This is a genomic window from Francisella-like endosymbiont (assembly GCF_003069505.1).
GTDB lineage: Bacteria > Pseudomonadota > Gammaproteobacteria > Francisellales > Francisellaceae > Francisella.
In genome coordinates this window covers 63,057-88,385 of the sequence record NZ_QAPC01000005.1, presented here as the reverse complement: position 1 = coordinate 88,385, position 25,329 = coordinate 63,057, and the positions used below count along the sequence as shown (strand labels likewise).

The following is a 25,329-nucleotide window of genomic DNA, read 5'->3' as shown; positions in this document are numbered from 1 at the left end:
AAAATAAAGTCCATATCAGTTTTAAAAGAATGTGTATCTAGTTAGATATAACAAGATAATAATTTTTTGTATAAAATCACGTTATCTTTGTTAAGATACATTAAAATAATAGCAGTGATAGCGGCGCTTCTAACAAATTTTAACCTAAACTCTCAAACCTCAACCATTTCTTTTTTGATAAGTGCTCTAATTTGCTTCGACAATATTTTTTTCTCAGTAGCAGGTAAATTTTTTAACCACTCAGAAATCATATCTAAATTAGCTTTTCGTCCATCAACATCATGAAAAGCCGCTTTTCTAAAATAGTATGAAGAAGATCGACCTTCACCAAGTAGATCTTTACTAAACATATACGTACCAAGTGATCTCATAATACTTGATGAATCTCTTATGGATTCGCTATTTTGTTTAATTAATTGTTGCTCTAATGTATGTCTATCACTATAAAATGAAACAAACGAATCATATTTTGAATAAGGTGATGAAGTACTAACTAATACTCCCAACCCTAAATAAGCAGCCTCAACAGCAATACTACCATGATGAGTCAATACCAAGAAGTCACCTAAATTTTCCTTCATCTCAATTAAGGAAAGATTTGCAGGCAAGAAAAAAACATCTTCAACACTTGTACTAAAAATATTTTTTGAATCAAAAGAGATATATGTATTAAAAATTGCCATTAGATGAACCAAATATCTGTGATCAGCAATATAAAACTGCTTAACATTTCTTGGGAAATATGCGGGGTGTGGCTTTATCAAAACCATATAACCGTTTTTTCTTAAAACCTGAATCGAAGACATTAGCCAATCATGCAAATCTAGGAAGCCATCAGGACCATGAACATATTGATCATCTGAAACCGCATGCATGCAAATTACTGCAACATTTTTACTCAAACTTATTCTAGAATAATCAAATTCGGTAGATATGCTAATATCTACATCTTTCATATAAAAATACGTTTTTTCTCTATAAACAAGGGATTTCAAATGATTAAGTCCTTCCATCACTTGTTTATCAGACAAACATAACATTTTTACTTTTTCATCAAAAGAACTATAGCTTTTACTCAAAGATAAAATATATCTTTGATTACATTTATCAAATTTTAACTCTTTAATACCTCTATTAACAAGAAAATCTCTTACAGCACCATAATGGTAAACAATCTCACTATTATAAAAGTAGATCTCATCATATTCCGCTTTCTTTATAATTTTATCAAGTGCTCTAAATTTATATAACAACGAAATAAATGCCACGAAGTAAAATTTCATAAAGCCGGGCGACATTTTTATAAAGCCATCAGAATTTGAAGACCTTAAGTAGCTAGAAAAAATAAAAACTCCAACATCTATTTTTTTGTATTTCAAATTTCTCATTTTATATAGTAGTTTTGACCGCCTACCTTTAACCAAAAGAGTTAGCAGTAACCTTAATACTGAGATAAAACCATAAAAGTACTTATTAATCTTATTTGGCTTTACACTCTCAAAAAGCTTTTCAAACGAAATTGCACGAAGATTTAAGTTTTTTTTTCGCGCAAACTCTTCGGTCAAACATTCTAAAAAAAAATCCCCAGATTCGCCATAATCGTAAGCAATAAGTAAAGCTTTAGATTTCTTTACTTTCATAATTAATACAAATAAACCTTAAAACCTCACATAACGAAATAGTATATCATAAGCAAAATTATTTCATAGGCAAAAGTTCTGAACCTATACAAATATAGTCAACCGAAAACCTTATAGCTAAAAGTTACACCTATTGCCTTTTACTTAACCCAATTTCATCTCATTTAAAAGACTGTTGATTTAATCACCACAAAATTATTTTTTTGTAAAATATGAATATTAAAAATATTTGTAATTTAGAGCCTATAAAAGACTCGTTCTTATTAGAAAAAGCAATTCAGAAAAATAAGCTACTAAAAAGTTAAATGATGTATACGATCGATCCTACCAAGCCAGAAGATGACTCGTCCTTTCCATAAGTTAATATCTCTTGTAAAAAAATTCTAATTTTTTTACTTTTTAATATTTTTCAAAAAACCATACACTTTTATAGTTTTTAAAAACTTAGTAAAAAGTGACCTAATGCTATTATCATTTAATTGACTTTCTAACTCATTAATGTAATACCTACTTTCTTTAATTTTTTTAATATCACTATTTCTCAATTTTGCAAAATAACTTAGCAATAACTCTAAATCTTTATTACAAAGACTATCTAGCAACTTATTAAAAAAGTGATGAGAGCAACTCTCAGAATTCTCACTAAGAACATTTATAAAAGAATATACAAATTTTTCTGTATATTTCCTGTCAAAAATATAACTAAAATCTAGGTGCCCTTTAAGAAACATTAAAAGCTGTTGTTCTTTATTTGCACCATTCCATATCCCTCCATCATTAACTCTATATACTGACATTACCTGATTTATATATTTTATTGGCCCAAAATATGAAAATACTAACAACATGTAATAATCATTTCTATCAACATTTGAATACAATTTCAGATACTCATTAATCTGTTCTTTAAATTTAGATTCGTACCTATAAATAATAGAACTAGTATGAAGATAAGATAACTCAATAAAATTATCAAAAGTATAAACCTCATTATAATTTTCAAAATCTATGAATGCTTTAGTTATCTCCTCATTTCTTTCTAAAAAATTAGTATTATGTCCACACCCCATAAATTGTGGATTTAACTCTAGAAAATCTACTTGTTTTTGTAACTTAGTTGAATCTATCCAATAATCGTCTCCCTCGCATAGTGCTATGTATTTACCTGACACATTAGGTAAAATAAAGTCTCTTATAGGTAATGCTCCCTTGGAATATTGATTTTCTTCCTGATATATAAACTTAATAATATTGGGAAACATCTCCAAATATCTTCGTATTACCTCAGTTGTACCATCTGTTGAACAATCATCGCTAATCACTATCTCAAAAGCGAAATTTGTTTTTTGACCTAAAAATCCTCTTAGTGCGTCTTCTATATATAGTTTGTGATTATATGCTGTACAACATATACTCACTAAAACATCTTCACTTTGCCAGTTTTCAATAATATCTTTTTCTAATATCAAACTATTTATATCATTATTTAAAACCATAAATGTAATCCTTATTATTCTAACCGCCACATAATATCCCAAATTTTAAAATAGTGGTTTTCCTAGATAATACTACTTTAAACTTTTTCTAACCCAATGTCTAATTAGCTTTAATTGCTCTTTAGAATCACTATGATTAACGCCTTTCCATTCCCTTTAAAAACAAATAAAATGCTCCCTATGAATGCATTAAATTTCCTTAAACGCCTCTTAGCCTGGTTCCAGAAATTCTCTATACTATTTATGATTTCACTTCTTAGCAAATAATTTACTATGGTTAATTCTATAGTGCTTAAACTCAGTAACATCTAAAGCATTCTATAACCTATTGAGTTAATGCTCAATTTTTATAATTTTCTTATGGTCTAGATAACTTTAGCACTAAATGACAACATGGTTTTTACCACGTGTAAACTAATTATGAGAGTGGTAAATGCAGTAATGATCATAGCTGTTCAAAATAAGCCCATAAACTTTTCCATTCCTTTGTATAGATTGTACTGTTTTCGAGTATTTTGCCATGTACTATAGGCATTAAGGACTCTTTGGAGCAGTTTTACACAATAGAAACATAGACTTTATTATGCTAATCTCGCTTTAAAACATCCAATACTGGTGTTTTTCCTACAGTACCATAACCGCGTTTACCACTTACTCTTTTTACTACAAATAAGATTCACCTATTTCAAATTCTCTGCTAGATGCTAAGAATTTTTTATCAAACAATAGAATTATTTGCGAAATCTATCAAGCCGTTAACTGTAACTCTACTAACCTTAGCAATTTTTACTTGTATTTGTTATGTTAAATCTAAGCAAAAACACTTTAAAATTTCTCTAATTTTAGCATCTAAAATATGCGAACGTTTTTTACACCTTCCAAATATAGATAAAATATAGTCTCATCAATCATTATTGACAAGCTAAAGTTATCTAGACCCTTTTCTTAAAATTATATATTTTGTCTAAAATTCAAGTATAGGTTGATCATTTTATATCTATATTTGCCATTTTTAGTATATATAGATACATTTATCTTAGTTAAGCCATCAAATTGACAGCTTTCAGCATGTTGAAGCAACATGACTTGAGTAATGCTTAAGCTTGTATTTTGACTGTAGAAAAGTAGCTAGCTCTACGAAAATTTAGTGTTAAAGATCTACACTTATGGTAAATATTAAATTTCCATTACTTCACTTTAATAAAGATATTTAAATATCCTACTTTTGGTGAAAAACATGTTGACTTTATAGGAAAATGCATTCCAGATTCAACATATTTATAAAAAATTTCCATACTAATACCCGGCATAAAAAAACCAGTAGCGTTTAAACAATAATAATAATGAAAATCATTTAAGCTTAGATGCCAGCTGCCCACATACGACACATTTAACTGGTCGTCTTTTCGGCAAGAAATGTCAATCATTGTATTTACTATGTTATATAAATCAACTCTATTACTATAAATCTTAACCATACCATAATTCTGATCACATAGAGTGGCATGATCCCAAATTGTTAACTTATCGTAACAATCCAGACTTTTACATCCAGGTCAATTAAGTGCTTATTTAAAACTCTATGCATTGGTAATATAGAAACATCTTTCTCTTTAAACACCATAATAAATAGATCTAAATTCAACCTTTTGCATACCTCTAACCTATGATGACCATCCATTAAATAAAAGTCATTATCAAGAAAATTTTCACTAATATTAATTCTTGATAACTTCTTATCACCAACAACAAATGTTTCTAAAATAGAAAATATAAAATCCTTAACAAAGATTGTCGCTGGTATAGAAACATACATAGACTTACTAGCAGTCTCTTGAATTTTATTAATTCTATCTTTACTTACACCCTCGTGTGTTTTTATTTTAGATAAAAGACGATTTGGAACTTTCATCAATAATGAATCATATTTTGCATCAACTGCCATATGGTATATGCCACAAGGAAAAATATCATCAACATCAAGTTCAAAGTGAAATGCCATATAGTCATTCATGAATGAACCAACAATAGGAGATATTTTAAAATCTTCTAAAATACTCTTCTTCCCCATACTTCAAAAGTATATATAGTTAAACTCTTTTCATATCAAAACATTATTCCTTCCAATCACCTTTATAGGTTTTTGGAATTCTCCAATCTTTTCCATATCTCATTTCTAACCACTCCTCTATTGGAGTAGGCATTGTATATTTATTTCCTTTAAACTCTATAACATCCAAATTATCTATATCAAAGAACTTAATATCCTGCTTTCTTTCATAGTTGCGTTCACAATAATTATAGATAAAATTATTCTTTTGCCGCCATACAACAATATCAATAATAATATGTTCTGATGTATAGTAGATGAACTGTTGCACCTTGCCCTTGTAAATTACTTTTCTACCAAGCTTCATTCCCAGTTTTCTAAAATTTCTTTCTATATCTTTTACTTTAGTATCACCAATAATGTCAATATCTATGTCATTATCATGAGGAATAAAATGACCATCTCTATATAACTCTAATATAGTTCCATCAGTAAGCCTATAGTCTACACCTAACTTTTTAATAAAGTTACAACATTTTTCCATTACTTTCTCTGCTCCATTAGGTAATTTTTGATTTGTATCAAATGGAAATGAATGGAACTCTACAAATTTTCCATGCTTCAATACGAATAAATAATCTTTTATTAAATGTCTAAGTTTTTTTAACATATACATTAATTCTCAATTTTTTCAACATTCATATTAATAAATCATTACCTACACTATCTCTACATACTCTTTACAATCAAAACCAATTTTACCAGTTAAATCTTTTATATAATAGATTCTCTATTAATTCCTATTTGTTGAATTTTACCATTGGAATACAATTCTCTACCTATTTTCAACCTTCAGTAACTTTTTTTAAATTTTGCATCTGTACTTTTGTTGCATTTAAAACATTAATATTTACATCATGCTTGATAAAACTACCTTTTCTATATTATTCCCGGCCCCCAGCAGTAAAATAATAATTAAACTCACAAGATTTAACGACATCACAAAACACATTTTCACTTTAATAAGATCACCATTAAGGACTCTTTTACCAATGTACACTGCTATGAATTCACAAAATGTTTTTAAGAAAAAATTAAAAATACTAGCCTTTTTTAAACATATTTAAAACTGTTCACAAATCAATCCTTATATATAAAAACATTAAACCTATAAATATTATTTTATAGTTGTTAATATTCTGCTGTTCAATTTCAACTCTTAAATTATTTTTATGCGCTATATTTATAAACCACTGCTTACTATAATATAAATGCTCCAAACCAGTATATCTTTTCTCATATTCTTTATTACTTAGATACCCTTTTCTTATAACCATTGATTCTTCTTTTAAATTAAGATCATTTACTTCTAGAATAGCAATACCTTTAATTGCCTTAGAAATCATCCTATTTATTACTTCTTCTGCATACTCATAATTTGGGAAATAAAAAAATACGCTATTCGAAATAACATAATCATATTTTATATCAATATTAATCTTTGATGCTTCAGATACTATAAAATCTCCTTCATTAAAATATTCCTTTGCAATGTTTATTAAACTCATCGAATAATCTATACCGCCAACATTATGACCTTTTTTATATAATGGATATAAAAAGCACCTGCACCACACCCAACTTCATATATTTTATCATTAATGGATAAATTTAACTTTGTTGATATATAATCAACATAATTTAACCAATCAATTTCACTTATATTTCCATATCCAGTATCAAAACCATCTACAACTATTAATCTTCCTAAAATAGAGTCGTTATCTGCATCAATCTCACGTTTATTCCATACTCTTTTCCAGTTATTCATCATATTAATCCATTCCTTTTAAAGCCAGCATGAGAGAATCATTATCTTCACTATCTCTAACTGCTATTCTCACATACTCTTTACCTTCAAACCCTATCTTGCCAGTTAAGTCTTTTATATAAAAATTTTTATCTATTAGCAGTTCAGTTAATTCTGTAGCAGTAAATTTAGCCTTTACTTCACATAAAAAATAATTTGCTCCAGATGGGAATACCTCTAAAAAACTTATTTGTTGTAAATTTTTAATAAATCTCGACCTTTCCTTTCTTACAAGTTCACACGCCATTAAATAATCTTTTTGATACTTACCTATTATTTGAAGAAAATACTCCCCAAATGAATTAATGTTCCAAATACAAATTTCTCTTCTAATTTTTTTTAAAAGGTCTGTATTCGACGATACAACCACACCTAGCCTGATCCCTGGAACTCCATAACTCTTACTGATACTTTTTATAATTATAAGATTATCATATTTATCAATTAAGTTTTGCTCAATTAATGTTTCTTTTTCACCACCATCTGCAAAATCAACAAATGACTCATCTATGATTAATAACTTATTACTTTTTTTCATATAGTCAATAAGTTCAATTAAATCTTCTTTTCTATTAAAATGTCCACTAGGATTATCAGGGTTTATTAAAATAAGATTATCGCTCTTATCAGATAACAACTTTAGTTCATCTATTCCGTAAACAAATGATTGGTTATCTGGAATAAACTTAACTATTCTATCATGGCTTAAATTTTCTGGATATTCATTAAAAGTTGGAAACATCATACCAAAAAACCCTTCGATAACATCTCCAATTACTTTAATTATCTCTGCAGCACCATTGCCAACTAATATATTTTCTGACTCAATACCAAACATTTTACCTGCTAGTAAATTTTGAGTACTTAACCCAGATGGATATTGAGAAGCTAAATCATAAAAAAATGCTTTTATTTCTTCTTGCATTTTAATAGTTGGAAAGTATGGATTCACTAAATAGCAAAAATCTTTTAATTCAGGAAATCTCCAATATCCACCGAACTTTTTTGGATTAAATTTAATTTATCTTTTGGCGTTTTAGCAAAAATAACCTCAGCATTATGTTTATCTTGAACATCATCAATCTCATACCATTTTTCACAATCTAGCTTAAGTGCTCGCAATTCATGACTGTCTAATATTGTAAGAACTCTTAATACTGATTCATAATATTCATTATCACCCATAGCCCTAGAATAAGCTTCTAAAAAAAGGAATATATATTATTAGAAAAATCTTTAGAAAATTTATAAATATTAACTGTTTTATAATAGTTACCCACGTCTTGAAAACGAAATGATTTTTTAGAAAAAAAATTCAAAATACGATCTTCATTATCAATTGTTACAGATGTTCCATCCATCCATGATTTATATTTGTCAACTACTGCTAATGATTTTCTATTATCATTTAATAGTTTCTCTAGAATACTTTCTTCAAACAGCAAATCACTCTCTAAAAGAATAGTATCATCTTCGGCTAATTTTTCTTTCGCAAGATATAATGAGTAAATATTGTTCGTCTTACTATAAATTGGATTCTCTATATATTCTATTTTTATATTTTTATATCTACTTCCAACATGATCAATTAAATTATCTTTCTTATAATCTACAACTAAAATGAGTTTTGTTATTCCCACATTATTTAGCTTTTCCATTACTTGTTTAATTAATGTTTCCCCATTAATCTCGAGCATACACTTAGTGTTATCTTTTGTATATTTACCAAGCCTACTACCCATTCCTGCTGTCAAAATTAACGCCTGCACATCATCTCCTATAATTAAACTTTTATCATGACTTAAACTTATCAACTAAATATTGACTACTATTACTAAAAATATACCTATCAGAAAACTCATAGCTATTACTTTAGTCATTTTTTAAAAATCATATTGAAAAACATTCTACTAAATAATAGTACATAATATTCCATATTAAGTTTAATTTATTTTTCAAACCTGTCTCCAAACTTATAATCTCTTTCTGCAGTCTTACCCAATATATCATTTAAATACTTAGGATGCATTCCATATCCAGGTCTTACACTGCGAATATTTTTTTCTGTGAAAACTTCACCTTTCTTTATATCCTTTGCCACATATAAGCTTCTAGCAAACTGCCTACTTTTCTTTTTCTTCTCAGAAAGTGTATAGTCTACTTTACCATACAATTTCTCAGCATTTCTTACTTCAGTTATCATCTGAGCGAACTCATCCCTATCCAAGGAAAAGTCAGCATCTGCACCACCAATAGATTTATCAAGAATAAAGTGTTTCTCAATAACTTTTGCACCAAGTGTTATTGCAACTACAGGTGCTGTAGAGCCTAATGTGTGATCAGAAAATCCAGCTACCACGCCAAAAGTATCGGCTAAACTAGGAATCATTACTAGATTTGCATCTTCTGGTTTAGCTGGATATGCACTCGTACATTTTAGAAGTACAATATTATTATTTCCAACATCCCTACAAATATTGACCACATCCTGAATCTCATCAATAGTTGCTATACCTGTTGATATTATCACTGGCTTACCTTTTGAAGCTGTATATTTAATAAGTTCATAGTCAGTAATCTCAAAAGATGCTATTTTGTATGCAGTTGGTTTGAACTGCTCTAGAAAGTCAACAGCTGTCTTATCAAAAGGCGAAGAAAAAATATCTATACCAATCTCTCTAGCATATCTAAATAACTCCTCGTGCCACTCCCAAGGTAAAAATGCTTCTTGATAAAGATTATATAATTTCTGTGAATCCCATAGTGTACCACCTTTGATTATAAAATCATCTTTGCCACAGTCTAATGTTAATGTGTCTGCGGTATATGTTTGCAGTTTAATAGCGTTTGCACCAATATCTTTAGCAGCTTTAATTGATTCTTTTGCTATTTCAATTTTACCACCATGGTTTGCACTTAACTCTGCAATTATAAAAACACCATCTCTCTTTAAATCAAAGCTACCTATCTTCATTCTTCAACACCATACAAATTACTTTTTTATTATTAACTTCTTTATCACTTATTTTTTTAAAACCGTATCTCAAATATAAGTTATAGGCTCTATTATTAAACTCAAAAACTTCAGCAAATATTTTTTTAACTTTTAAAATCTTGAAAGCGTATTCAACAATAGCGTTCATCAGAATCTTGCCAGCACCATTTACATTCGGCTTTGCATACAAACCCATATGAAGACTGTCACCATGTATGATTTGGGTAAAATCAATAACACCAATATCATGGCCATATTCTCTCACTACGAAATATTTTTTATTAGTACAAGCAAACAAACTCTTAACAAACTTCAAATGATCTTCTACAGATATTTTTTCTCTATTATACATATTATTACGAACGGTTGGATCATTACGCCATGATAAAATTTTTAAGCTATCATCTTGTGACAAATCTACAAAATCTTGAAGCTCATAACCCACAATTACATTTTGCTTATGTCTTTCTATATACTTTTTCAACAGACCAGTATTAAGACCATCAACTGCATCATAACCATTCTTAATCAAATATTCAAAAATATCACTCTGATTTTCAGCTGTTTTAATAGCTATCAGTGGTAATTGCATAAAATAGACTTCATTAACCGTAACACTTGGTGTTACAATAGCAAAATCACTTTCATACATTAATCTTGCTATTTCAATAGAATTAATATGTAGATTAATCCATTTCTTATCTCGACAATATTCTCTCAATTCATCTAAGTTTTTATTGGCAATTGTTGTTAATAAATTTACATATACGTCGCCAATCTCTTCTATGACTTCTAAAATGGAAATATTTATATTACTATAGTCTGCTCCTCCTATTGCAACAAATATCTTAGGAACTTGATTTTTTTGTTTTGGTTTTACCTTATAGTCATAAAACTCTTGTCTTAAAAGAGTATACTCAGATCCACAGCGAAGCTCACAGTTTTCAAGAACTAAGTTTTTATACTTTTTTTCATCAGCACTAATATTATGGTTTAAAAGAATATCACAATAATGTCTTTCATAAGTATCATCTAAAACCATTAGTGAGACATTAGGATACTTGTCTTTAAGAATTTTCTCGAAAGTATAATTAATATCATAATTATCTATAACCACTAGATCAGGAGAGATATTATTAACAACTTTTTCAAACTCTACAACACTATTATCGCTAATGATTTCTAGTTTATACCCCTCATCATTAATCTTAAAATTAATATTCCCAGGCAAATCTCTCGTAACAAAGGTTACATCGCTGAACTGAGTCGCCAATACAAGACCTCTCATAATGTGTCCGGTACCTATATTAGACGAAGAATCCGCTCTGATTATGACTTTCATTAAATTTCTCCAGAACTTTTTAATGCTCCATACATCAATTCCGCTCTTTTCCAGTCTTCTAAAGTATCTATATCCTGCACCCTATAATGTGGAATTAAATAAGCTTTTGAGTAATCTGAAAATAGAGGTTTTTGTTCAATGAAAATACTTGGTTTTGCAATATAAAACATCCCAGCATCATGATAGGCTACCTGTAGGTCATATGACTTTTTTGCAAAGTTTTCTGGCCAAAACATTTTTGGGCGTAACTGTTGATCTAGTGCAAATGATCTAAATATTGGATAACTAAATTCAGTTGCAGAAAATACACACTCGGTATCACCTGTCTCCAAAATTCCGACAGAATCAATTAAATCTTGACTTTTTATAAATGGTGCAGTCGCATATAAGCAGCATACAGTTTCAACAAACTCACATTTGGAATAATACCATTCAACCGCATGCTTAATCACATCACCAGTTGTTGCAAAGTCATCTGAAATATTGCTTGGCCTCATAAATGGCACCTCTGCACTATATTGCTTAGCAACTTCAGCAATTTCAATATCATCTGTAGATACAATAACCCTATCAAACACTTTGGAATCTAACAGTGCTTGTATTGAGTGAGCAATAATAGGCTTTCCATCAAAGTGCTTGATATTTTTACGAGGAATTCTTTTACTGCCTCCACGAGCTGGTATTACAGCAAGTCTCATTTTAAAGTATACCTTAATTTATCACAAATAAACTTAATTTGATCTCCTGTCAAATCAGGATACATAGGTAGACTTATTGTGCCATAGTAATATGATTCAGAATTTTTACAATACCCTTGCTTAAAGCCCAACTTTTGATAAAATGGTTGCAGATATACTGGAATATAATGCACATTAACACCAACACCATTATCTCTCAAGTGTTCAAAAACTTTTCTTCTCTTATTTGCTGGAACCACCACTGGAAATAAATGTAGCCCTGAATAGCTTTTTTCAAACTGGTAAGGAAGAATAACTTCTTTACAATCTGACATCAACTCTTTGTACTTATCCATTACAACGTGTCTCTTTGCAACAAACTCATCAAGTCTAGACATCTGAGATAAGCCCAAAGCACACTGTATATCTGTAATACGATAATTATAACCAAGGTTTATCATCTCATAGTACCAAGGGCCCTCTATCTCCTTAATCATCAAAGACTCATCCCTAGTCATACCATGTGTACGTAGCAAACTGATCTTTTGTGCTAACTTATCACAATTTGTAGTTAGCATCCCTCCCTCAGCTGTAGTAATTATTTTGACTGGATGAAAGCTAAAAATTGTAATATCTGAGTACTGGCATGACCCTATCGGTTTACCAATATATCTACCACCAATAGCGTGCGCAGCATCTTCCACAATTGCAAAATCATACTTTTTTGATAATTCATAAATCCTTTGCATATCACATGATTGCCCTGCAAAATGCACGGGTGCAACAACCTTAGGAAGCTTTCCTATTGTTTTTGCCTCTATAAGTTTTTTTTCCAATGCCTCAACAGACATATTATATGTTTTTAAACAAATATCTACAAAATCGACATCCGCTCCACACATCAAAGCAGCATTTGTGGTAGACAAAAAAGTATTTGGAGATGTCCAGATAATATCACCCTTACTAACATCTAGTGCCAAATATGCCAAATGCAATGCACATGTTGCATTTGCTACAGCAAAAGTATGCTTAACATTACAATATTTTGCAATAGACTCTTCAAACCTAATCACAGCTGGACCTTGAGTTAAAAAATCAGACTTTAAAGTCTCTACCACTGCTTCTATATCTTCAGCAGATATATTTTGTCTTCCATAGGGGATAAAATCCATAATCACATCCTTGACATCATTTCCAAAAATGATTCATGAGTTAACCACTCAGTATTGTTACCCGAATTATACTCAAAACCTTGTTCAACAAATTTTCCTTTCTCACCAAGAACATTCTCAAGAAAATTAGTTTTATATGCAAACTGAATCGTAGGGCAAAGTACATAATAATCATCAAACTCAAGTGTTAAATGGGAATCATCAGAAGGACACATAATCTCATGCAATTTCTCTCCTGGCCTAATACCAATAATTTTCAACGATAAATCAGGAGCCATTGCTTTTGCCAATTCTGTTATATATATAGACGGAATTTTTGGTACAAATATTTCACCACCTTGCATTCTCTCAAAGTTCTTCAGCACAAACCTAACCCCTGCCTCCAAAGTAATCAGGAAACGAGTCATCTTCTCATGAGTAATCGGAAGCTCTTTTGCACCTTCTGATATTAACTTCTGAAAATAAGGAATCACAGAGCCCCTACTACCAAGTACGTTTCCATAACGAACGACCGAGAATCGAGTTTTTCTTGCACCAACCATATTATTAGCTGCTACGAAAAGCTTATCTGATGCTAATTTAGTTGCTCCATATAAGTTAATAGGATTTGCTGCTTTGTCAGTAGATAAAGCAATTACTTTTTTAACATTATTTAATAGCGCTGCTTTTATGACATTTTCAGCACCATATATGTTTGTTTTTATACATTCCATAGGATTGTACTCAGCTGCTGGAACCTGCTTCTGAGCAGCGGCATGTATCATATAATCAACACTTTGCATTGCTTCTTTGAGTCTCTCAGGATCTCTTACATCTCCAATAAAATATCTCATACACGGTGCGTCATAAACTTGAGACATTTCAAATTGCTTAAGTTCATCTCTACTATAAATAATTATTTTCTTAGGATTATATTCAGATAAAAGAATTTCTGTATATTTTTTACCAAAGCTACCTGTACCACCTGTTATTAATATACTCTTATTATTAAACATTTTACAAACCTCTGCACTTACTAAGTATTTATTTCACCTATATAAAACTCAATAGTCTCTTTAAACATTCTCTCAAAATCTTGTGATGGCTTCCATCCTAGCTCACTTTGGATTTTACCATTATCTATAGTATATCGCCAGTCATGGCCTTTCCTATCTTCAACAAATGAGATTAATCTATTATATGGAGCATTTCGAGGCTTGTATTCATCCATTAACTTACATATAGTGTTTATAAGTGTGAGATTATCAACTTCATTTATACCACCAATATTATAAACCTCACCTACTATACCTTTTTCCACAACTGTCTGAATGGCATCACAATGATCTACCACGTATAACCAATCACGAATATTTGAGCCGTCTCCATATACTGGAATGGGTTTTTGATTTATACAACTATTAATTACAACTGGTATTAGCTTCTCTGGATGCTGATATGGCCCGTAATTATTTGAACAATTAGAAATTGTCACAGGTAGCTTATAGGTATGATAATATGCTCTAGCAATATGATCAGAACCTGCTTTAGATGCAGAATATGGTGAATTTGGCTCATACGCCTTTGTCTCGGTAAATGCTGGATCATCTTTTGCTAGTGTTCCATACACCTCATCAGTAGATACATGATGGAATCTACAACCATTCTCATCTAAACCCAATTCATCTAGCCAATATCTTTTGGCACAGTTTAGAAGTGTAAAAGTCCCTATCACATTTGTTTCTAAAAACACTTTAGGGTTAGCAATGGAATTATCAACATGTGATTCAGCTGCAAAATGCACTATAGTATCAATACTATGCTCTTTTAGAGTTTTATAAACTAAAGCTTCATCACAAATATCACCTTTGATAAAAGTGTGATTATGCTCATTTGCTAAATCTTTTAAATTATCTAAGCTACCTGCATAAGTAATTTTGTCATAAGATACTATCTTAATATCATTGTAACGTGATAGCATTATACGCACATAATTACTACCTATAAAACCTGCTGCCCCTGTTACTAATATGTTTTTTGCTTTATACATTTTAATAAATTCTTTTTTAATCTCTTTATACAATCTTGTAGGGAATCTTTCCAGTATGGTATTGTGATATCAAAATCTTGTTTTATTTTGTTTTTATTAAGCACACTATAGTGTGGGCGTTTTGCCAGAGTTGTATAGTCTACAGTCTCAATAGGGTTAACCTGGCAGTTTAATTTTGCAATTCTTATAATTTCTCTAGCAAAATCATACCAACTTGCTACACCTTCATTGGAATAATTATAAACTTCAACATCTTGATTGTTAAGCTTAGGCAATATTTGCAATATAGCACTAGCCAAATCTCTAGCATAAGTAGGCGTACCTACTTGATCAAAGATTACACCTAAAGATTCTCTTTCACTACCTAAATGCATCATTGTCTTTACGAAATTAGTTCCATAGTATGAATAAACCCAAGATGTTCTAATAATGATAGCGCTTTTAGGGTTTATGCTTTGGATAGCTTTTTCACTTGCTAACTTAGTAGCTCCATATATGCCTTGTGGATTCGTAATATCTGTCTCTATATATGGTCTAAAGTTCTCACCGTTGAAAACATAATCCGTAGATATATGTATAAGCTTAATATTGTAGTTTTTAGCAATTCTAGCCATATTTACAACTGCTAAATGATTTATCTTCTCAGCCATTTCCATATCAAACTCTGCCTTATCGACAGCTGTATAAGCAGCACAATTAATAATAACTTTTATATCATTATCTTTTATAAACTTCTCAATCGCCTCATGATTAGTAATATCCAATAACTTACTATCCGTGAACACAAATATGTAATTTTGAATTTTAAATTTTAAATTTTGAACTAATTCTTTTAATTCTGATCCAAGTTGGCCACTACTACCTGTTACTAATATTCTCATATATTATTATTTTTTACAGTTATTTGTTATTAGTTAGTAGTGCACTAGTTAATTGGTACTAATTACCAATCACTTCACTAATCACCAATTAAACATTAATAATAGTTCTCACCATACTCAAACAAATCGCTTGCTTGAGCTAGTTTTGGCTGAACCTTATCTTTTGCAGAAAGTTTCAGTTCAGATAATGGTACTTGCCAATCTATAGCAATATAATTATCATCAAAAGCTATCCCTCTATCACACTCAGGTGAATAGTAGCTATCAGCCTTATAAGCAAATATAGTATCATCCTCTAACACGACAAAACCATGAGCAAAACCTCTAGGAACTAGTAGCTGCTTTTTATTCTCAGCACTTAGTTCTACAGCAACATACTGACCAAATGTAGGACTACCATTACGAATATCCACAGCAACATCAAGTACACTACCTTGGATAACTCTTACAAGCTTTGTCTGTGAATGAGGTGGCAGTTGATAATGCAATCCTCTAAGCACACCATAAGAACTTTTTGACTCATTATCCTGGCAAAAATCAATCTTATATCCTAAGAAGTCAAACAGTTTATCTTCGCGAAAAGTCTCAACAAAATATCCTCTGTGATCGTTATGTACAGCCGGTTCACAAATGATAACATCCTCAATATCTGCACAAGTAAATTTCATCATGGCAGCACCACTCGCTCTTTAGCTCTTTTGATCAAATATTGACCATATTGATTTTTCTTCAATGGCTGTGCTAACTTTAGAAGCTGTTCTTTAGAAATATAGCCCATTTCATAAGCAATTTCTTCAAGGCATGCGACTTTTAATCCTTGTCTATCTTCTATAGTTTGAATGAAATTACTAGCAGCAAGCATACTTTCATGCGTACCAGTGTCTAACCATGCATACCCTCTACCTATATTAACTTTTAGGCGCGCTTCATCTAAATACATCTGATTAAGCGTTGAAATCTCTAGCTCTCCTCTCTCTGATGGCTGTACCTGCTTAGCTTTCTCCACAACATCATTAGGATAGAAATATAGCCCTACGACTGCATAATTGGATTTTGGTTTTTTTGGTTTTTCTTCGATACTTATAACACTTCCTTCTGCATCAAAATCAGCAACTCCATATCTCTCAGGATCATCTACATAATAACCAAAGATGCTCGCACAATTCTCTTTTTCTACATTTTGAATACTTTTAGCGAACATTTTTGGCAAACCATGCCCATAAAAAATATTATCACCTAGCACAAGACAAACTGAATCGCCCTCCAAAAACTCTTCCGCTAATATAAAAGCTTGAGCAAGTCCATCAGGACTAGGCTGTACTACATATTTAAGATTAATACCCAAATCAGAACCATCTCCTAAAAGATTTTTAAAACTAGGTTGGTCTTGTTCTGTTGTAATTATTAAGATATCTCTTAATCCTGCTAGCATCAACACAGACAGAGGGTAATATACAAGTGGCTTATCGTATATAGGGGTTAGTTGCTTACTTACGCCTTTTGTAATTGGATATAGCCTAGTACCACTGCCACCAGCTAATATTATTCCTTTCATAAATACCCTAATAAGAACACATTTAGTATCTAAGAGATAGTATACGAGTAAAGCCACTAAATTTCAACAAAGAGATATTTATAGACAATATATAACCTAAGACTAGATGTTATAAATAAAAAAACAAGATGGAGAACTATGACTTCGCCAGGTACCAATCATATATCCTTCTGATACCATCTTCAAGCTCAACTTTATACTTCCATCCTAGAGAGTGAAGCTTAGATGGATCTGTAAGTTTAACCATAGTACCATCTGGCTTAATAGTATTAAATTTAAGCTCACCTTCAAAACCAATATTTTTTTTGATAAGTTCAGCCAGTTCTCTAATAGAGATATCAATACCAGTACCAATATTAATGTGAGTGTTTCTTATTTCTTTTGAATCATTAGAGTAAGTATCTTTAAAATCTCTATTCTCAAGTAAAAACACACAAGCATCTGCCATATCTTCAGAATATAAAAATTCTCTTCTTGGCTTACCTGTACCCCATATCTCCACAGAACTTTTGCTTATACCAAATTTAAACAGGTATTGTTTAGCCTGCTCAATAGAATCTACAGCTAAATCTTTTAACACATCTTCTATTTTCCCTTCATTAAGAAGTTTAGCAAGATGTATTTTTCTAATCAAAGCTGGTAAAACATGCGATTTCTCAAGATCAAAGTTATCATTTGGTCCATATAAGTTAGTCGGCATCACAGATATAAAGTTTGTACCATACTGTAAATTATAGCTTTCACACATTTTTATACCCGTAATCTTAGCAATAGCATACGGCTCATTGGTATATTCTAATGGACTAGTGAGTAAGCAATCTTCCTGCATTGGCTGAGGGGCTTCTTTAGGATAAATACATGTACTACCTAAAAATAGAAGCTTCTTAACTCCATTTACATAGCTTTGGTGAATAACATTGTTTTGAATCTGAATATTATCGTAAATAAACTCTGCTCTATAAGTATTATTTGCAACAATCCCACCAACTTTAGCAGCAGCAATAATTACATATTCAGGTTTTTCAGCACTAAAAAAATCTTCAACAACTTTTTGATTTGTTAAATCAAGCTCAGCATGAGTTCTTAGTACCAAATTAGTGTAGCCTTTAGACTCAAGATTCTTAACAATAGCAGAACCAACCAAGCCTCTGTGACCAGCTACATATATTTTGCTATCTTTATGCATCTATAATAATTCCTTACTCAAAATAGCTCATAATTTTATAGCCACCTTCTTTTAAATAAACATCTTTTGTCATTAACTTAAGATCACTTTCCATCATATCATTAACAAGATCTCTTAAGTCATACTCCCTATTCCAGCCTAATTTTTGCTCAGCCTTTGTAGGATCTCCTAATAATAAGTCCACTTCAGTTGGTCTAAAGTATCTAGGATCAACACAAACTACTACTTGACCTTCTGACAAATGCAATAAATCAACCCCCAGTTCCTCAGCTCTAGCTAAGTCTACAGAATCAACCACACCAATCTCATCAACACCTTCATTTTCAAATCTTAGGTTAATACCAGCATAAGCAAATGATAACTTAACAAAATCTCTAACTGTAGTTGTTTGACCAGTAGCAATAACCCAATCTTCAGGCTCATCAGCCTGAAGGATCATCCACATCATTCTTACAGAATCTTTTGCATGACCCCAATCTCTTTTCGCATCTAGATTACCTAGATATAGTTTATCTTGAAGATTTAGGGCTATCTTAGATGCTGTTCTTGTAATCTTTCTAGTTACGAAAGTCTCGCCACGAACTGGAGACTCATGGTTAAATAAAATACCGTTACAAGCATACATACCATACGCTTCTCTATAGTTTACAGTTATCCAAAACGCATACATCTTAGCAACTGCGTAAGGCGATCTTGGATAGAATGGAGTAGTTTCGCTTTGTGGAATTGCTTGAACCTTACCATAAAGCTCAGAAGTACTTGCTTGATAAATCTTAGTTTTTTTCTCTAAACCAAGAAGTCTAACAGCCTCAAGAATTCTAAGCGTACCAGTACCATCAGCATTAGCAACATATTCAGGAGTCTCGAATGAAACATGTACGTGACTCATAGCCGCTAGATTATAGATCTCATCTGGTTGCGTATCTGCTATAATTTTAGTTAAATTCATAGAGTCCGTCATATCACCATAGTGTAAAATTAGATTTCTATTTTCAACATGAGGATCTTGATAAAGATGATCTATTCTATCTGTATTAAAGAGCGAACTTCTTCTTTTGATACCATGAATTATATAGCCTTTCTTTAATAAAAACTCTGCCAAATAGGAACCATCTTGACCAGTAATACCTGTTACTAATGCTACTTTTTTCATTTGTAATTCTTATATTTACTTTATTAAATTCTATTAAAATCATCTTCAAGTCTAACAATATCATCTTCACCAGTATATTCACCAACTTGCGCCTCAATCAAGACCACTGGAATCTTGCCATTATTTGCTAGTCTATACACCTCTCCCATACGAATATACACAGATTCATTAGACCTAACGGTAAATTCTTGATCCCCTTTAGTAACTGTAGCAGTACCTGATACTACTATCCAATGTTCGCTACGGTGATAGTGCTTCTGTAAAGACAATCTTTTACCTGGTTTGACTTCTATTTTTTTAATTTTGTAACCTGGAGTATCTTCTAAAACAGTATATGTACCCCATGGTCTATGTGATGTTAAGTGAATATTTTTCAATTCATCACTTAAAAGCTCCACAACTTCTTTTACTCGTTGTGAACTTCCTTTTTTAGCAATAAGAAGAGCATCTCCACTATCAACAACTATTAAATCTTCTACTCCAATAGTAGCAACTTTCTTAGAACCCTTCTCACTATAAATTAGGTTATTTTTACTATCAATACTAATATGGTTGCTATTTATTGTATTATTATTGATATCTTTAGGAAGTTGATCAAAAAGAGAGTCAAAGCTACCTACATCGTTCCAAACAATGTCAGCGATAACCATTTTTATCCTATCAGATTTTTCCATTACCGCATAGTCTATAGACTTAGCTGGAATACTCATCATCTCATCATATTTTATAACATCTGAATTTTTCAAGTCACTTTTATCATAAGCCTCAACACACTCTGTATATATTTCTAGTGAGTGTTTTTTTAATTCTTCTAAGAAGACTCCCGCCTTAAACATAAACATACCAGAATTCCAATAATAAGACCTATCTGCTAAAAACTTCTCTGCTGTAGCAGCATTAGGCTTCTCGTGAAAGCTCCCAACATCAAAGCCACCTGAAGATTTAATATAACCAAAACCAGTATTGGCAAAAGTTGGTGTAATACCAAACGTTACAAGGAACCCCTCACTAGCTAATCTCTTAGCCTGAACCAATATACTTCTGTACTTGTCATTAACATTAATAACATGATCAGATGGTGTAACAAATACAATTTCTTGTAGATCTAACTTCATACATGCAAGAGCAATTGCAGGGGCAGTATCTCTACCAACTGGTTCTTCAAGAAAAATACTTTTATCTAAAATACCAAGCTCATCTAACTGATCTTTTGCTAAAAACAACTGTCCTTCATTAGAAATTACCATCGTTGAATCGCATAAAGCGGAATTTCTCTCTACAGTTAACTGAAATAATGACTTATCACTAAACATTTTCACAAACTGCTTTGGCAATAGCTTTCTGCTAATAGGCCAAAGCCTAGTACCACTACCACCACAAAGTATTAAGTTTATCACAACATCCCCTATAGTATGTATCGCAATAAGCGAACAATTATTGACCCTCAAAATTATATTACTTTTAAAAGTAATTTTCCACAAACCAAGAGAATTACAAACTTACTACTTCTTATATACCATATTACCAAAAACTTTATTCAAAAACCCTATCTTGGTAGTTATTAACCTAATTATTGGGTTAAATAATTTTGTCAGATAGGTTTTTTTTGATAAATTTTGCCTATACTCTTTAATAAACTCAGATGTACAAAAATATTTAGCATCTTGGGGTAAAAAGATACCATCTTGATTATTATTTACAATATCTTTCAACTCTCTAGTAAGGTTATCAATATGTATAACACTTCTTTGGTTATTTATTTGAGGAAATATAAAAGCATACCTTGCAAGTTTAACAAGCTTAGGATAGTTGCCTTTAGAACCTTCTCCGTACACCATTGGTGGTCTTACTATAGCAATTTTAAAACCATTCGATGCTAATGTTTTTAATTTAAGTTCTGCTTGAAGCTTACTACCACCATAAAAATCATCAGGTTGAGGTTCTGTATCTTTTGTTATTATTTTTTGCTGTCCTATTGGCGCACTATCACCATATACAATTATACTACTCATAAAAACAAACTGTCTCACACCAGAGCTTTTAGCTTTCTTTGCTAATTCAAAGGTTAAGTCTGTATTTATAGTAAAATAACTATCTTTCATAGAAGGATCTTTTGATGTATGAGCAATACCTGCAACGTGTAATATAGCATCATATTTAGAAAAATCTAAAGTTTGCCATGACTCATCTTTTAATGATATTTTTTCGATAGCAAACTCATTGCTGTATTTGATCTCAAAAGAATTACCAATATAGCTATTTAAGCCAGTGATTAAAACTCTTTTCATACTACTTCTGATCTTCTTTCTTATCTAGAGAGCCTGTTCCACCTTCAACAACACCCTTCTTTGCAAATACAGAAAAGACCGTTAAGAAAATACACTTCAAATCAAACCATGTACTTTTATATTTAGCATAATCACCATCAAGCTTAGCCTTATCAGGAATTGGCAGTTCATCGCGTCCGTTAATTTGTGCCCACCCCGTTAAACCTACAGGAATATCATTAGCACCATATTTATCTCGTTCAGCTATTAAATCACTCTGATTCCATAGAGCGGGTCTTGGCCCAACAATACTCATTTCGCCTTTTAAAATATTTATAATTTGCGGCAACTCATCCAAAGAAGTTTTTCTCAAAAATACTCCTACTTTTGTTATACATTTTGATGGATCTTGTAACAAATGTGTCGGCATATCTTTTGGAGTATATGTATACATTGTTCTAAACTTGTATATATAAAAAAACTTTTTATCTTTGCCATAACGCTTTTGTTTAAAAAGTATAGGGCCCTTTGAGTCTTTTTTTATCATCAAAACAATAATTAAAAAAACCGGACTTAACAGCACCAATCCGATAAAAGACAAAAAAACATCCAGTAATCTCTTTATTATCCTATAAAACATCTAATCCTTATAAAATCTAATTATTACTGAGATAATTATAGCAAATAAAATTTCTACTTCAGTTAAATTCAACCATACTTTTTGATTTGTTTTTTTCATATTTTGATCAAACTTAGTATAATTAAAAAAATATTTAAAAAAAATCAATGATATGTTTGCATTTGTAATACCCTCCAAAAATCTTACTAATATACTAGTAAACTTAGTCAAAAAAATAAGAAAAAAATCTAGTGATAAAATAATTATAATTAACGATGGTAGCGAAAATGGACTAGAATTCTTTGATCAAGTTTTGGAAACTGAGAATGTACTAGTTCCTCAAGCATGCTATAAATATGGGTAAAGGTGCAGCACTTAAAACAGCTTTTAATGAAATACTCGTTAACCACCTAAATATCAAAGGATGCATAACTTTAGATAGTGATGGCCAACACAATGTTATAGATGCTTTAAAAATCGCAAAGATACTCTCAACAGGTGAAGATTTTGTCTTAGGTTGTAGAACATTTACCAAAGATATCCCTCTAAATCTTACTTAGGAAATACTATTTCTAAAAAAATCTACGCTTTCATACTTGGTAGAAAAATCAAAGATACTCAAACAGGCTTGAGAGGCTTAAGTAGAGAGTTCATGAAAGATTGTCTAGCATCAAATCAAATAGATTCGAATTTGAAACAGAGCAGTTTGTAATTGCTGTACGTGACAAAATAAATATTTATGAAACAGATATTCAAACAATATATATAGAGAATAATTCAGGAAGTCATTTCAATCCACTGTTTGACTCATTAAGAATTTACTTTATTTTGTTAAGATATGTATCTGTTTCTTTTGTAACTTTCTTAATCGACTTCTTAGTATTTTCACTATCATTTGGACTAGGTGCAAGTGTTTTATGGTCAAACCTCTTAGCTAGAACAGCATCTATAGTTTTTCAGTACAATGCTTCTAAAAAATATGTTTTCAAAATAAATGTAGCAAAAAAATACAGTTTATACTTTTTGTAGCATATGTATATTTAAGTGGTGTAGTATCTGTAATAATTCAAGAAAAAATAACTTCTTCGACAGGGCTAAACGTTTTGCTAGTTAAAATACTTGTAGAAAGTATACTTTTTATAATCAGCTATAGTTTTGTTAGAACTATAGTTTTTAACAAAAAAGATGTTAGTTAATAGTGATTTTATTATTTGGCATTGCTTTTTATCTAGCGGTGTTTGCTCTTCCTTTAATTTGTAGTTACATATTTTTTAAACGATACGATTCGGCTATGAAGATAGCTTTATATACAATAGTTAGTTTTAGCTGATCATGGTTACTATTTATAATTTTTTTTAATATAAAAGTAATCCAATATCAACAAATATACTAAGAGCTATAGTTTTAACACTCGCTTATATAACTTTAATATATATGTTTAAAATGAGATTTAATAAATATCAGTTTTCTATAGTTACTATTGTACTACTATTAATCATACCAATATACTGCTTTAATACTAAAGTTTTTATCGATTGGGATGCTTTGGTTTCATGGAATAGATGGGCAATAGAGCTAGCACAAAACAAATACTCCCCAATGGATACAGCCTATCCTATATTACTGCCCTCTATTTGGTCACTTATATATAAGCTACAAGGTACAACTCAAGTTAATATCATAGCAAAATTTTCTCTTCTGTATCCAATTCTCATAGTATTATTGATGATACTGTCAATATACAGAAAAATAAGCAAAATATCTGCGGTATTATTTCTAATAATGATTTATTCACATATGATTACTCCAGCTGCGACAAGTGGCTACATGGACTACCTAATAGCTTTTGTTGGCAGCTTCTCTCTATTACTACTTTATTTAGCTGAAAATAATAAAAAGGAATACACATTCACAATATACATATGTTTGGCTATTATTATTGCCAGCATTTCAATAATTATCAAACAATCTGGTATATTCTTTTTTATTTTTATAATCTCGTATATAGCAGTAAATATAAAACACCTCTCAAAGAGAAGCTTATTAACTATCTCTATTTCGACGCTAGGCTCATTAATATTTATAAGCTCATTTTTAATTATTTTCTACAAGCATGCACACAATTATGCTGGTAACTTAGAGTATCTAATAAACTTAACAAAAAATAATAGCTTCTCTCATAAAATCTATATTTTTTTAAAGGGGCTTCGGTATTAAACTTGATTATAAACACTCTAATACTTATTATAACACCTGTGCTATTCATCTACTCGATATATAAAAGTCCAAAATATAGTAAAACTCGAAAGCTTAACGCTTCTAGCATATCTAATTGGTACTATAGTTTGGCTTTTAGCTTTCTCATATGATTATAGAAATAGTGTGTGGATCTAAATG

General features: G+C 30.8%; 27 protein-coding genes and 2 pseudogenes. 4 read left to right on the top strand and 25 right to left on the bottom strand.

From position 1 onward, the window contains the following. Positions 1-152: 152 nt before the first annotated feature. The 25 genes and pseudogenes from C9379_RS07790 to C9379_RS07670 all read right to left on the bottom strand — a co-directional run bounded on the left by C9379_RS07790 (position 153) and on the right by C9379_RS07670 (position 22,953). Positions 153-1,640 carry a hypothetical protein gene (locus C9379_RS07790; protein ID WP_143385254.1) on the bottom strand — a complete coding sequence of 496 codons (1,488 nt, stop codon included), beginning with the start codon at positions 1,638-1,640 and terminating at the stop codon, positions 153-155. A 392-nt stretch (positions 1,641-2,032) separates the two neighbouring features. Next, the gene (locus C9379_RS07785; protein WP_343377578.1) at positions 2,033-3,166 is read right to left on the bottom strand and encodes a glycosyltransferase family 2 protein; all 1,134 of its coding nucleotides are present in this window, start codon (positions 3,164-3,166) and stop codon (positions 2,033-2,035) included. A 42-nt stretch (positions 3,167-3,208) separates the two neighbouring features. Next, positions 3,209-3,454, bottom strand: a pseudogene (locus C9379_RS07780) (IS1595 family transposase); the annotation flags it as partial. 99 nt (positions 3,455-3,553) lie between these two features. Beyond that, positions 3,554-4,022, bottom strand: a pseudogene (locus tag C9379_RS07775) (transposase); the annotation flags it as partial. A 633-nt stretch (positions 4,023-4,655) separates the two neighbouring features. Next, positions 4,656-5,207 carry a hypothetical protein gene (locus tag C9379_RS07770; RefSeq protein ID WP_143385256.1) on the bottom strand — a complete coding sequence of 184 codons (552 nt, stop codon included), beginning with the start codon at positions 5,205-5,207 and terminating at the stop codon, positions 4,656-4,658. Positions 5,208-5,250: 43 nt separating this feature from the next. Then, entirely contained in the window at positions 5,251-5,862 is a 612-nt protein-coding gene (locus C9379_RS07765; protein ID WP_143385257.1) for a hypothetical protein, read from the bottom strand. 457 nt (positions 5,863-6,319) lie between these two features. Then, on the bottom strand, positions 6,320-6,754 hold the full coding sequence (locus tag C9379_RS07760) for a hypothetical protein (protein WP_143385258.1): 435 nt from the start codon (positions 6,752-6,754) through the stop codon (positions 6,320-6,322). An 8-nt stretch (positions 6,755-6,762) separates the two neighbouring features. After that, positions 6,763-7,017 carry a hypothetical protein gene (locus C9379_RS07755; protein ID WP_143385259.1) on the bottom strand — a complete coding sequence of 85 codons (255 nt, stop codon included), beginning with the start codon at positions 7,015-7,017 and terminating at the stop codon, positions 6,763-6,765. A gap of 4 nt (positions 7,018-7,021) precedes the next feature. Then, the gene (locus C9379_RS07750; RefSeq protein ID WP_318263453.1) at positions 7,022-7,981 is read right to left on the bottom strand and encodes a pyridoxal phosphate-dependent aminotransferase; all 960 of its coding nucleotides are present in this window, start codon (positions 7,979-7,981) and stop codon (positions 7,022-7,024) included. Positions 7,982-8,025: 44 nt separating this feature from the next. Next, positions 8,026-8,241 (bottom strand): hypothetical protein, encoded by a 216-nt coding sequence (locus C9379_RS07745; protein WP_318263454.1) that lies wholly within the window; start codon positions 8,239-8,241, stop codon positions 8,026-8,028. A gap of 17 nt (positions 8,242-8,258) precedes the next feature. Next, a complete protein-coding gene (locus C9379_RS07740) occupies positions 8,259-8,825 on the bottom strand; it encodes a phosphocholine cytidylyltransferase family protein (protein WP_318263455.1) in 567 nt (188 codons plus the stop codon). A gap of 179 nt (positions 8,826-9,004) precedes the next feature. Further along, positions 9,005-10,030 carry a pseudaminic acid synthase gene (pseI, locus tag C9379_RS07735; protein WP_143385260.1) on the bottom strand — a complete coding sequence of 342 codons (1,026 nt, stop codon included), beginning with the start codon at positions 10,028-10,030 and terminating at the stop codon, positions 9,005-9,007. Then, positions 10,017-11,393 carry a UDP-2,4-diacetamido-2,4,6-trideoxy-beta-L-altropyranose hydrolase gene (gene pseG / locus C9379_RS07730; protein WP_143385261.1) on the bottom strand — a complete coding sequence of 459 codons (1,377 nt, stop codon included), beginning with the start codon at positions 11,391-11,393 and terminating at the stop codon, positions 10,017-10,019. The genes pseI and pseG overlap by 14 nt, the downstream gene beginning before the upstream one ends. Further along, entirely contained in the window at positions 11,393-12,091 is a 699-nt protein-coding gene (gene pseF / locus C9379_RS07725; protein ID WP_343377577.1) for a pseudaminic acid cytidylyltransferase, read from the bottom strand. Before pseF ends, pseG begins: the two co-directional genes overlap by 1 nt. Then, positions 12,088-13,242, bottom strand: coding sequence for a UDP-4-amino-4,6-dideoxy-N-acetyl-beta-L-altrosamine transaminase (gene pseC, locus C9379_RS07720; protein ID WP_143385263.1), 1,155 nt, complete (start codon positions 13,240-13,242; stop codon positions 12,088-12,090). Before pseC ends, pseF begins: the two co-directional genes overlap by 4 nt. 2 nt (positions 13,243-13,244) lie before the next feature. After that, positions 13,245-14,237 carry a UDP-N-acetylglucosamine 4,6-dehydratase (inverting) gene (gene pseB, locus C9379_RS07715; protein ID WP_143385264.1) on the bottom strand — a complete coding sequence of 331 codons (993 nt, stop codon included), beginning with the start codon at positions 14,235-14,237 and terminating at the stop codon, positions 13,245-13,247. A gap of 20 nt (positions 14,238-14,257) precedes the next feature. Next, the gene (gene rfbB, locus C9379_RS07710; protein WP_143385265.1) at positions 14,258-15,271 is read right to left on the bottom strand and encodes a dTDP-glucose 4,6-dehydratase; all 1,014 of its coding nucleotides are present in this window, start codon (positions 15,269-15,271) and stop codon (positions 14,258-14,260) included. Then, positions 15,247-16,152 (bottom strand): dTDP-4-dehydrorhamnose reductase, encoded by a 906-nt coding sequence (gene rfbD / locus C9379_RS07705; RefSeq protein WP_143385266.1) that lies wholly within the window; start codon positions 16,150-16,152, stop codon positions 15,247-15,249. The genes rfbB and rfbD overlap by 25 nt, the downstream gene beginning before the upstream one ends. Before the next feature lie 95 nt (positions 16,153-16,247). Beyond that, on the bottom strand, positions 16,248-16,820 hold the full coding sequence (gene rfbC, locus C9379_RS07700; protein WP_143385309.1) for a dTDP-4-dehydrorhamnose 3,5-epimerase: 573 nt from the start codon (positions 16,818-16,820) through the stop codon (positions 16,248-16,250). Next, positions 16,820-17,707 carry a glucose-1-phosphate thymidylyltransferase RfbA gene (rfbA, locus tag C9379_RS07695; RefSeq protein ID WP_143385267.1) on the bottom strand — a complete coding sequence of 296 codons (888 nt, stop codon included), beginning with the start codon at positions 17,705-17,707 and terminating at the stop codon, positions 16,820-16,822. Before rfbA ends, rfbC begins: the two co-directional genes overlap by 1 nt. Before the next feature lie 136 nt (positions 17,708-17,843). Next, positions 17,844-18,893: a GDP-L-fucose synthase family protein gene (locus C9379_RS07690; protein ID WP_143385268.1), complete on the bottom strand. Its 1,050-nt coding sequence runs from the start codon at positions 18,891-18,893 to the stop codon at positions 17,844-17,846. A 13-nt stretch (positions 18,894-18,906) separates the two neighbouring features. Next, positions 18,907-20,046, bottom strand: a complete 1,140-nt coding sequence (gmd, locus tag C9379_RS07685) for a GDP-mannose 4,6-dehydratase (protein ID WP_143385269.1) — start codon at positions 20,044-20,046, stop codon at positions 18,907-18,909. 23 nt (positions 20,047-20,069) lie between these two features. Then, positions 20,070-21,443 carry a mannose-1-phosphate guanylyltransferase/mannose-6-phosphate isomerase gene (locus C9379_RS07680; protein ID WP_343377582.1) on the bottom strand — a complete coding sequence of 458 codons (1,374 nt, stop codon included), beginning with the start codon at positions 21,441-21,443 and terminating at the stop codon, positions 20,070-20,072. A gap of 105 nt (positions 21,444-21,548) precedes the next feature. Next, a complete protein-coding gene (locus C9379_RS07675) occupies positions 21,549-22,334 on the bottom strand; it encodes an NAD-dependent epimerase/dehydratase family protein (protein WP_143385270.1) in 786 nt (261 codons plus the stop codon). A 1-nt stretch (position 22,335) separates the two neighbouring features. Next, on the bottom strand, positions 22,336-22,953 hold the full coding sequence (locus C9379_RS07670) for a sugar transferase (RefSeq protein WP_143385271.1): 618 nt from the start codon (positions 22,951-22,953) through the stop codon (positions 22,336-22,338). Between the two features lie 151 nt (positions 22,954-23,104). Here C9379_RS07670 and C9379_RS07665 point away from each other — a divergent pair, with 151 nt between their 5' ends. From C9379_RS07665 to C9379_RS07650, 4 genes are all read left to right on the top strand, one after another. Further along, entirely contained in the window at positions 23,105-23,296 is a 192-nt protein-coding gene (locus C9379_RS07665; protein ID WP_143385272.1) for a hypothetical protein, read from the top strand. Further along, positions 23,289-23,492: a glycosyltransferase family protein gene (locus C9379_RS07660; protein WP_143385273.1), complete on the top strand. Its 204-nt coding sequence runs from the start codon at positions 23,289-23,291 to the stop codon at positions 23,490-23,492. The genes C9379_RS07665 and C9379_RS07660 overlap by 8 nt, the downstream gene beginning before the upstream one ends. 100 nt (positions 23,493-23,592) lie before the next feature. Continuing rightward, complete coding sequence (locus tag C9379_RS07655; protein ID WP_143385274.1) at positions 23,593-23,961, top strand: GtrA family protein; 369 nt, start codon at positions 23,593-23,595, stop codon at positions 23,959-23,961. Between the two features lie 414 nt (positions 23,962-24,375). Beyond that, positions 24,376-25,149, top strand: coding sequence for a hypothetical protein (locus tag C9379_RS07650; RefSeq protein ID WP_143385275.1), 774 nt, complete (start codon positions 24,376-24,378; stop codon positions 25,147-25,149). Positions 25,150-25,329 lie beyond the last annotated feature (180 nt).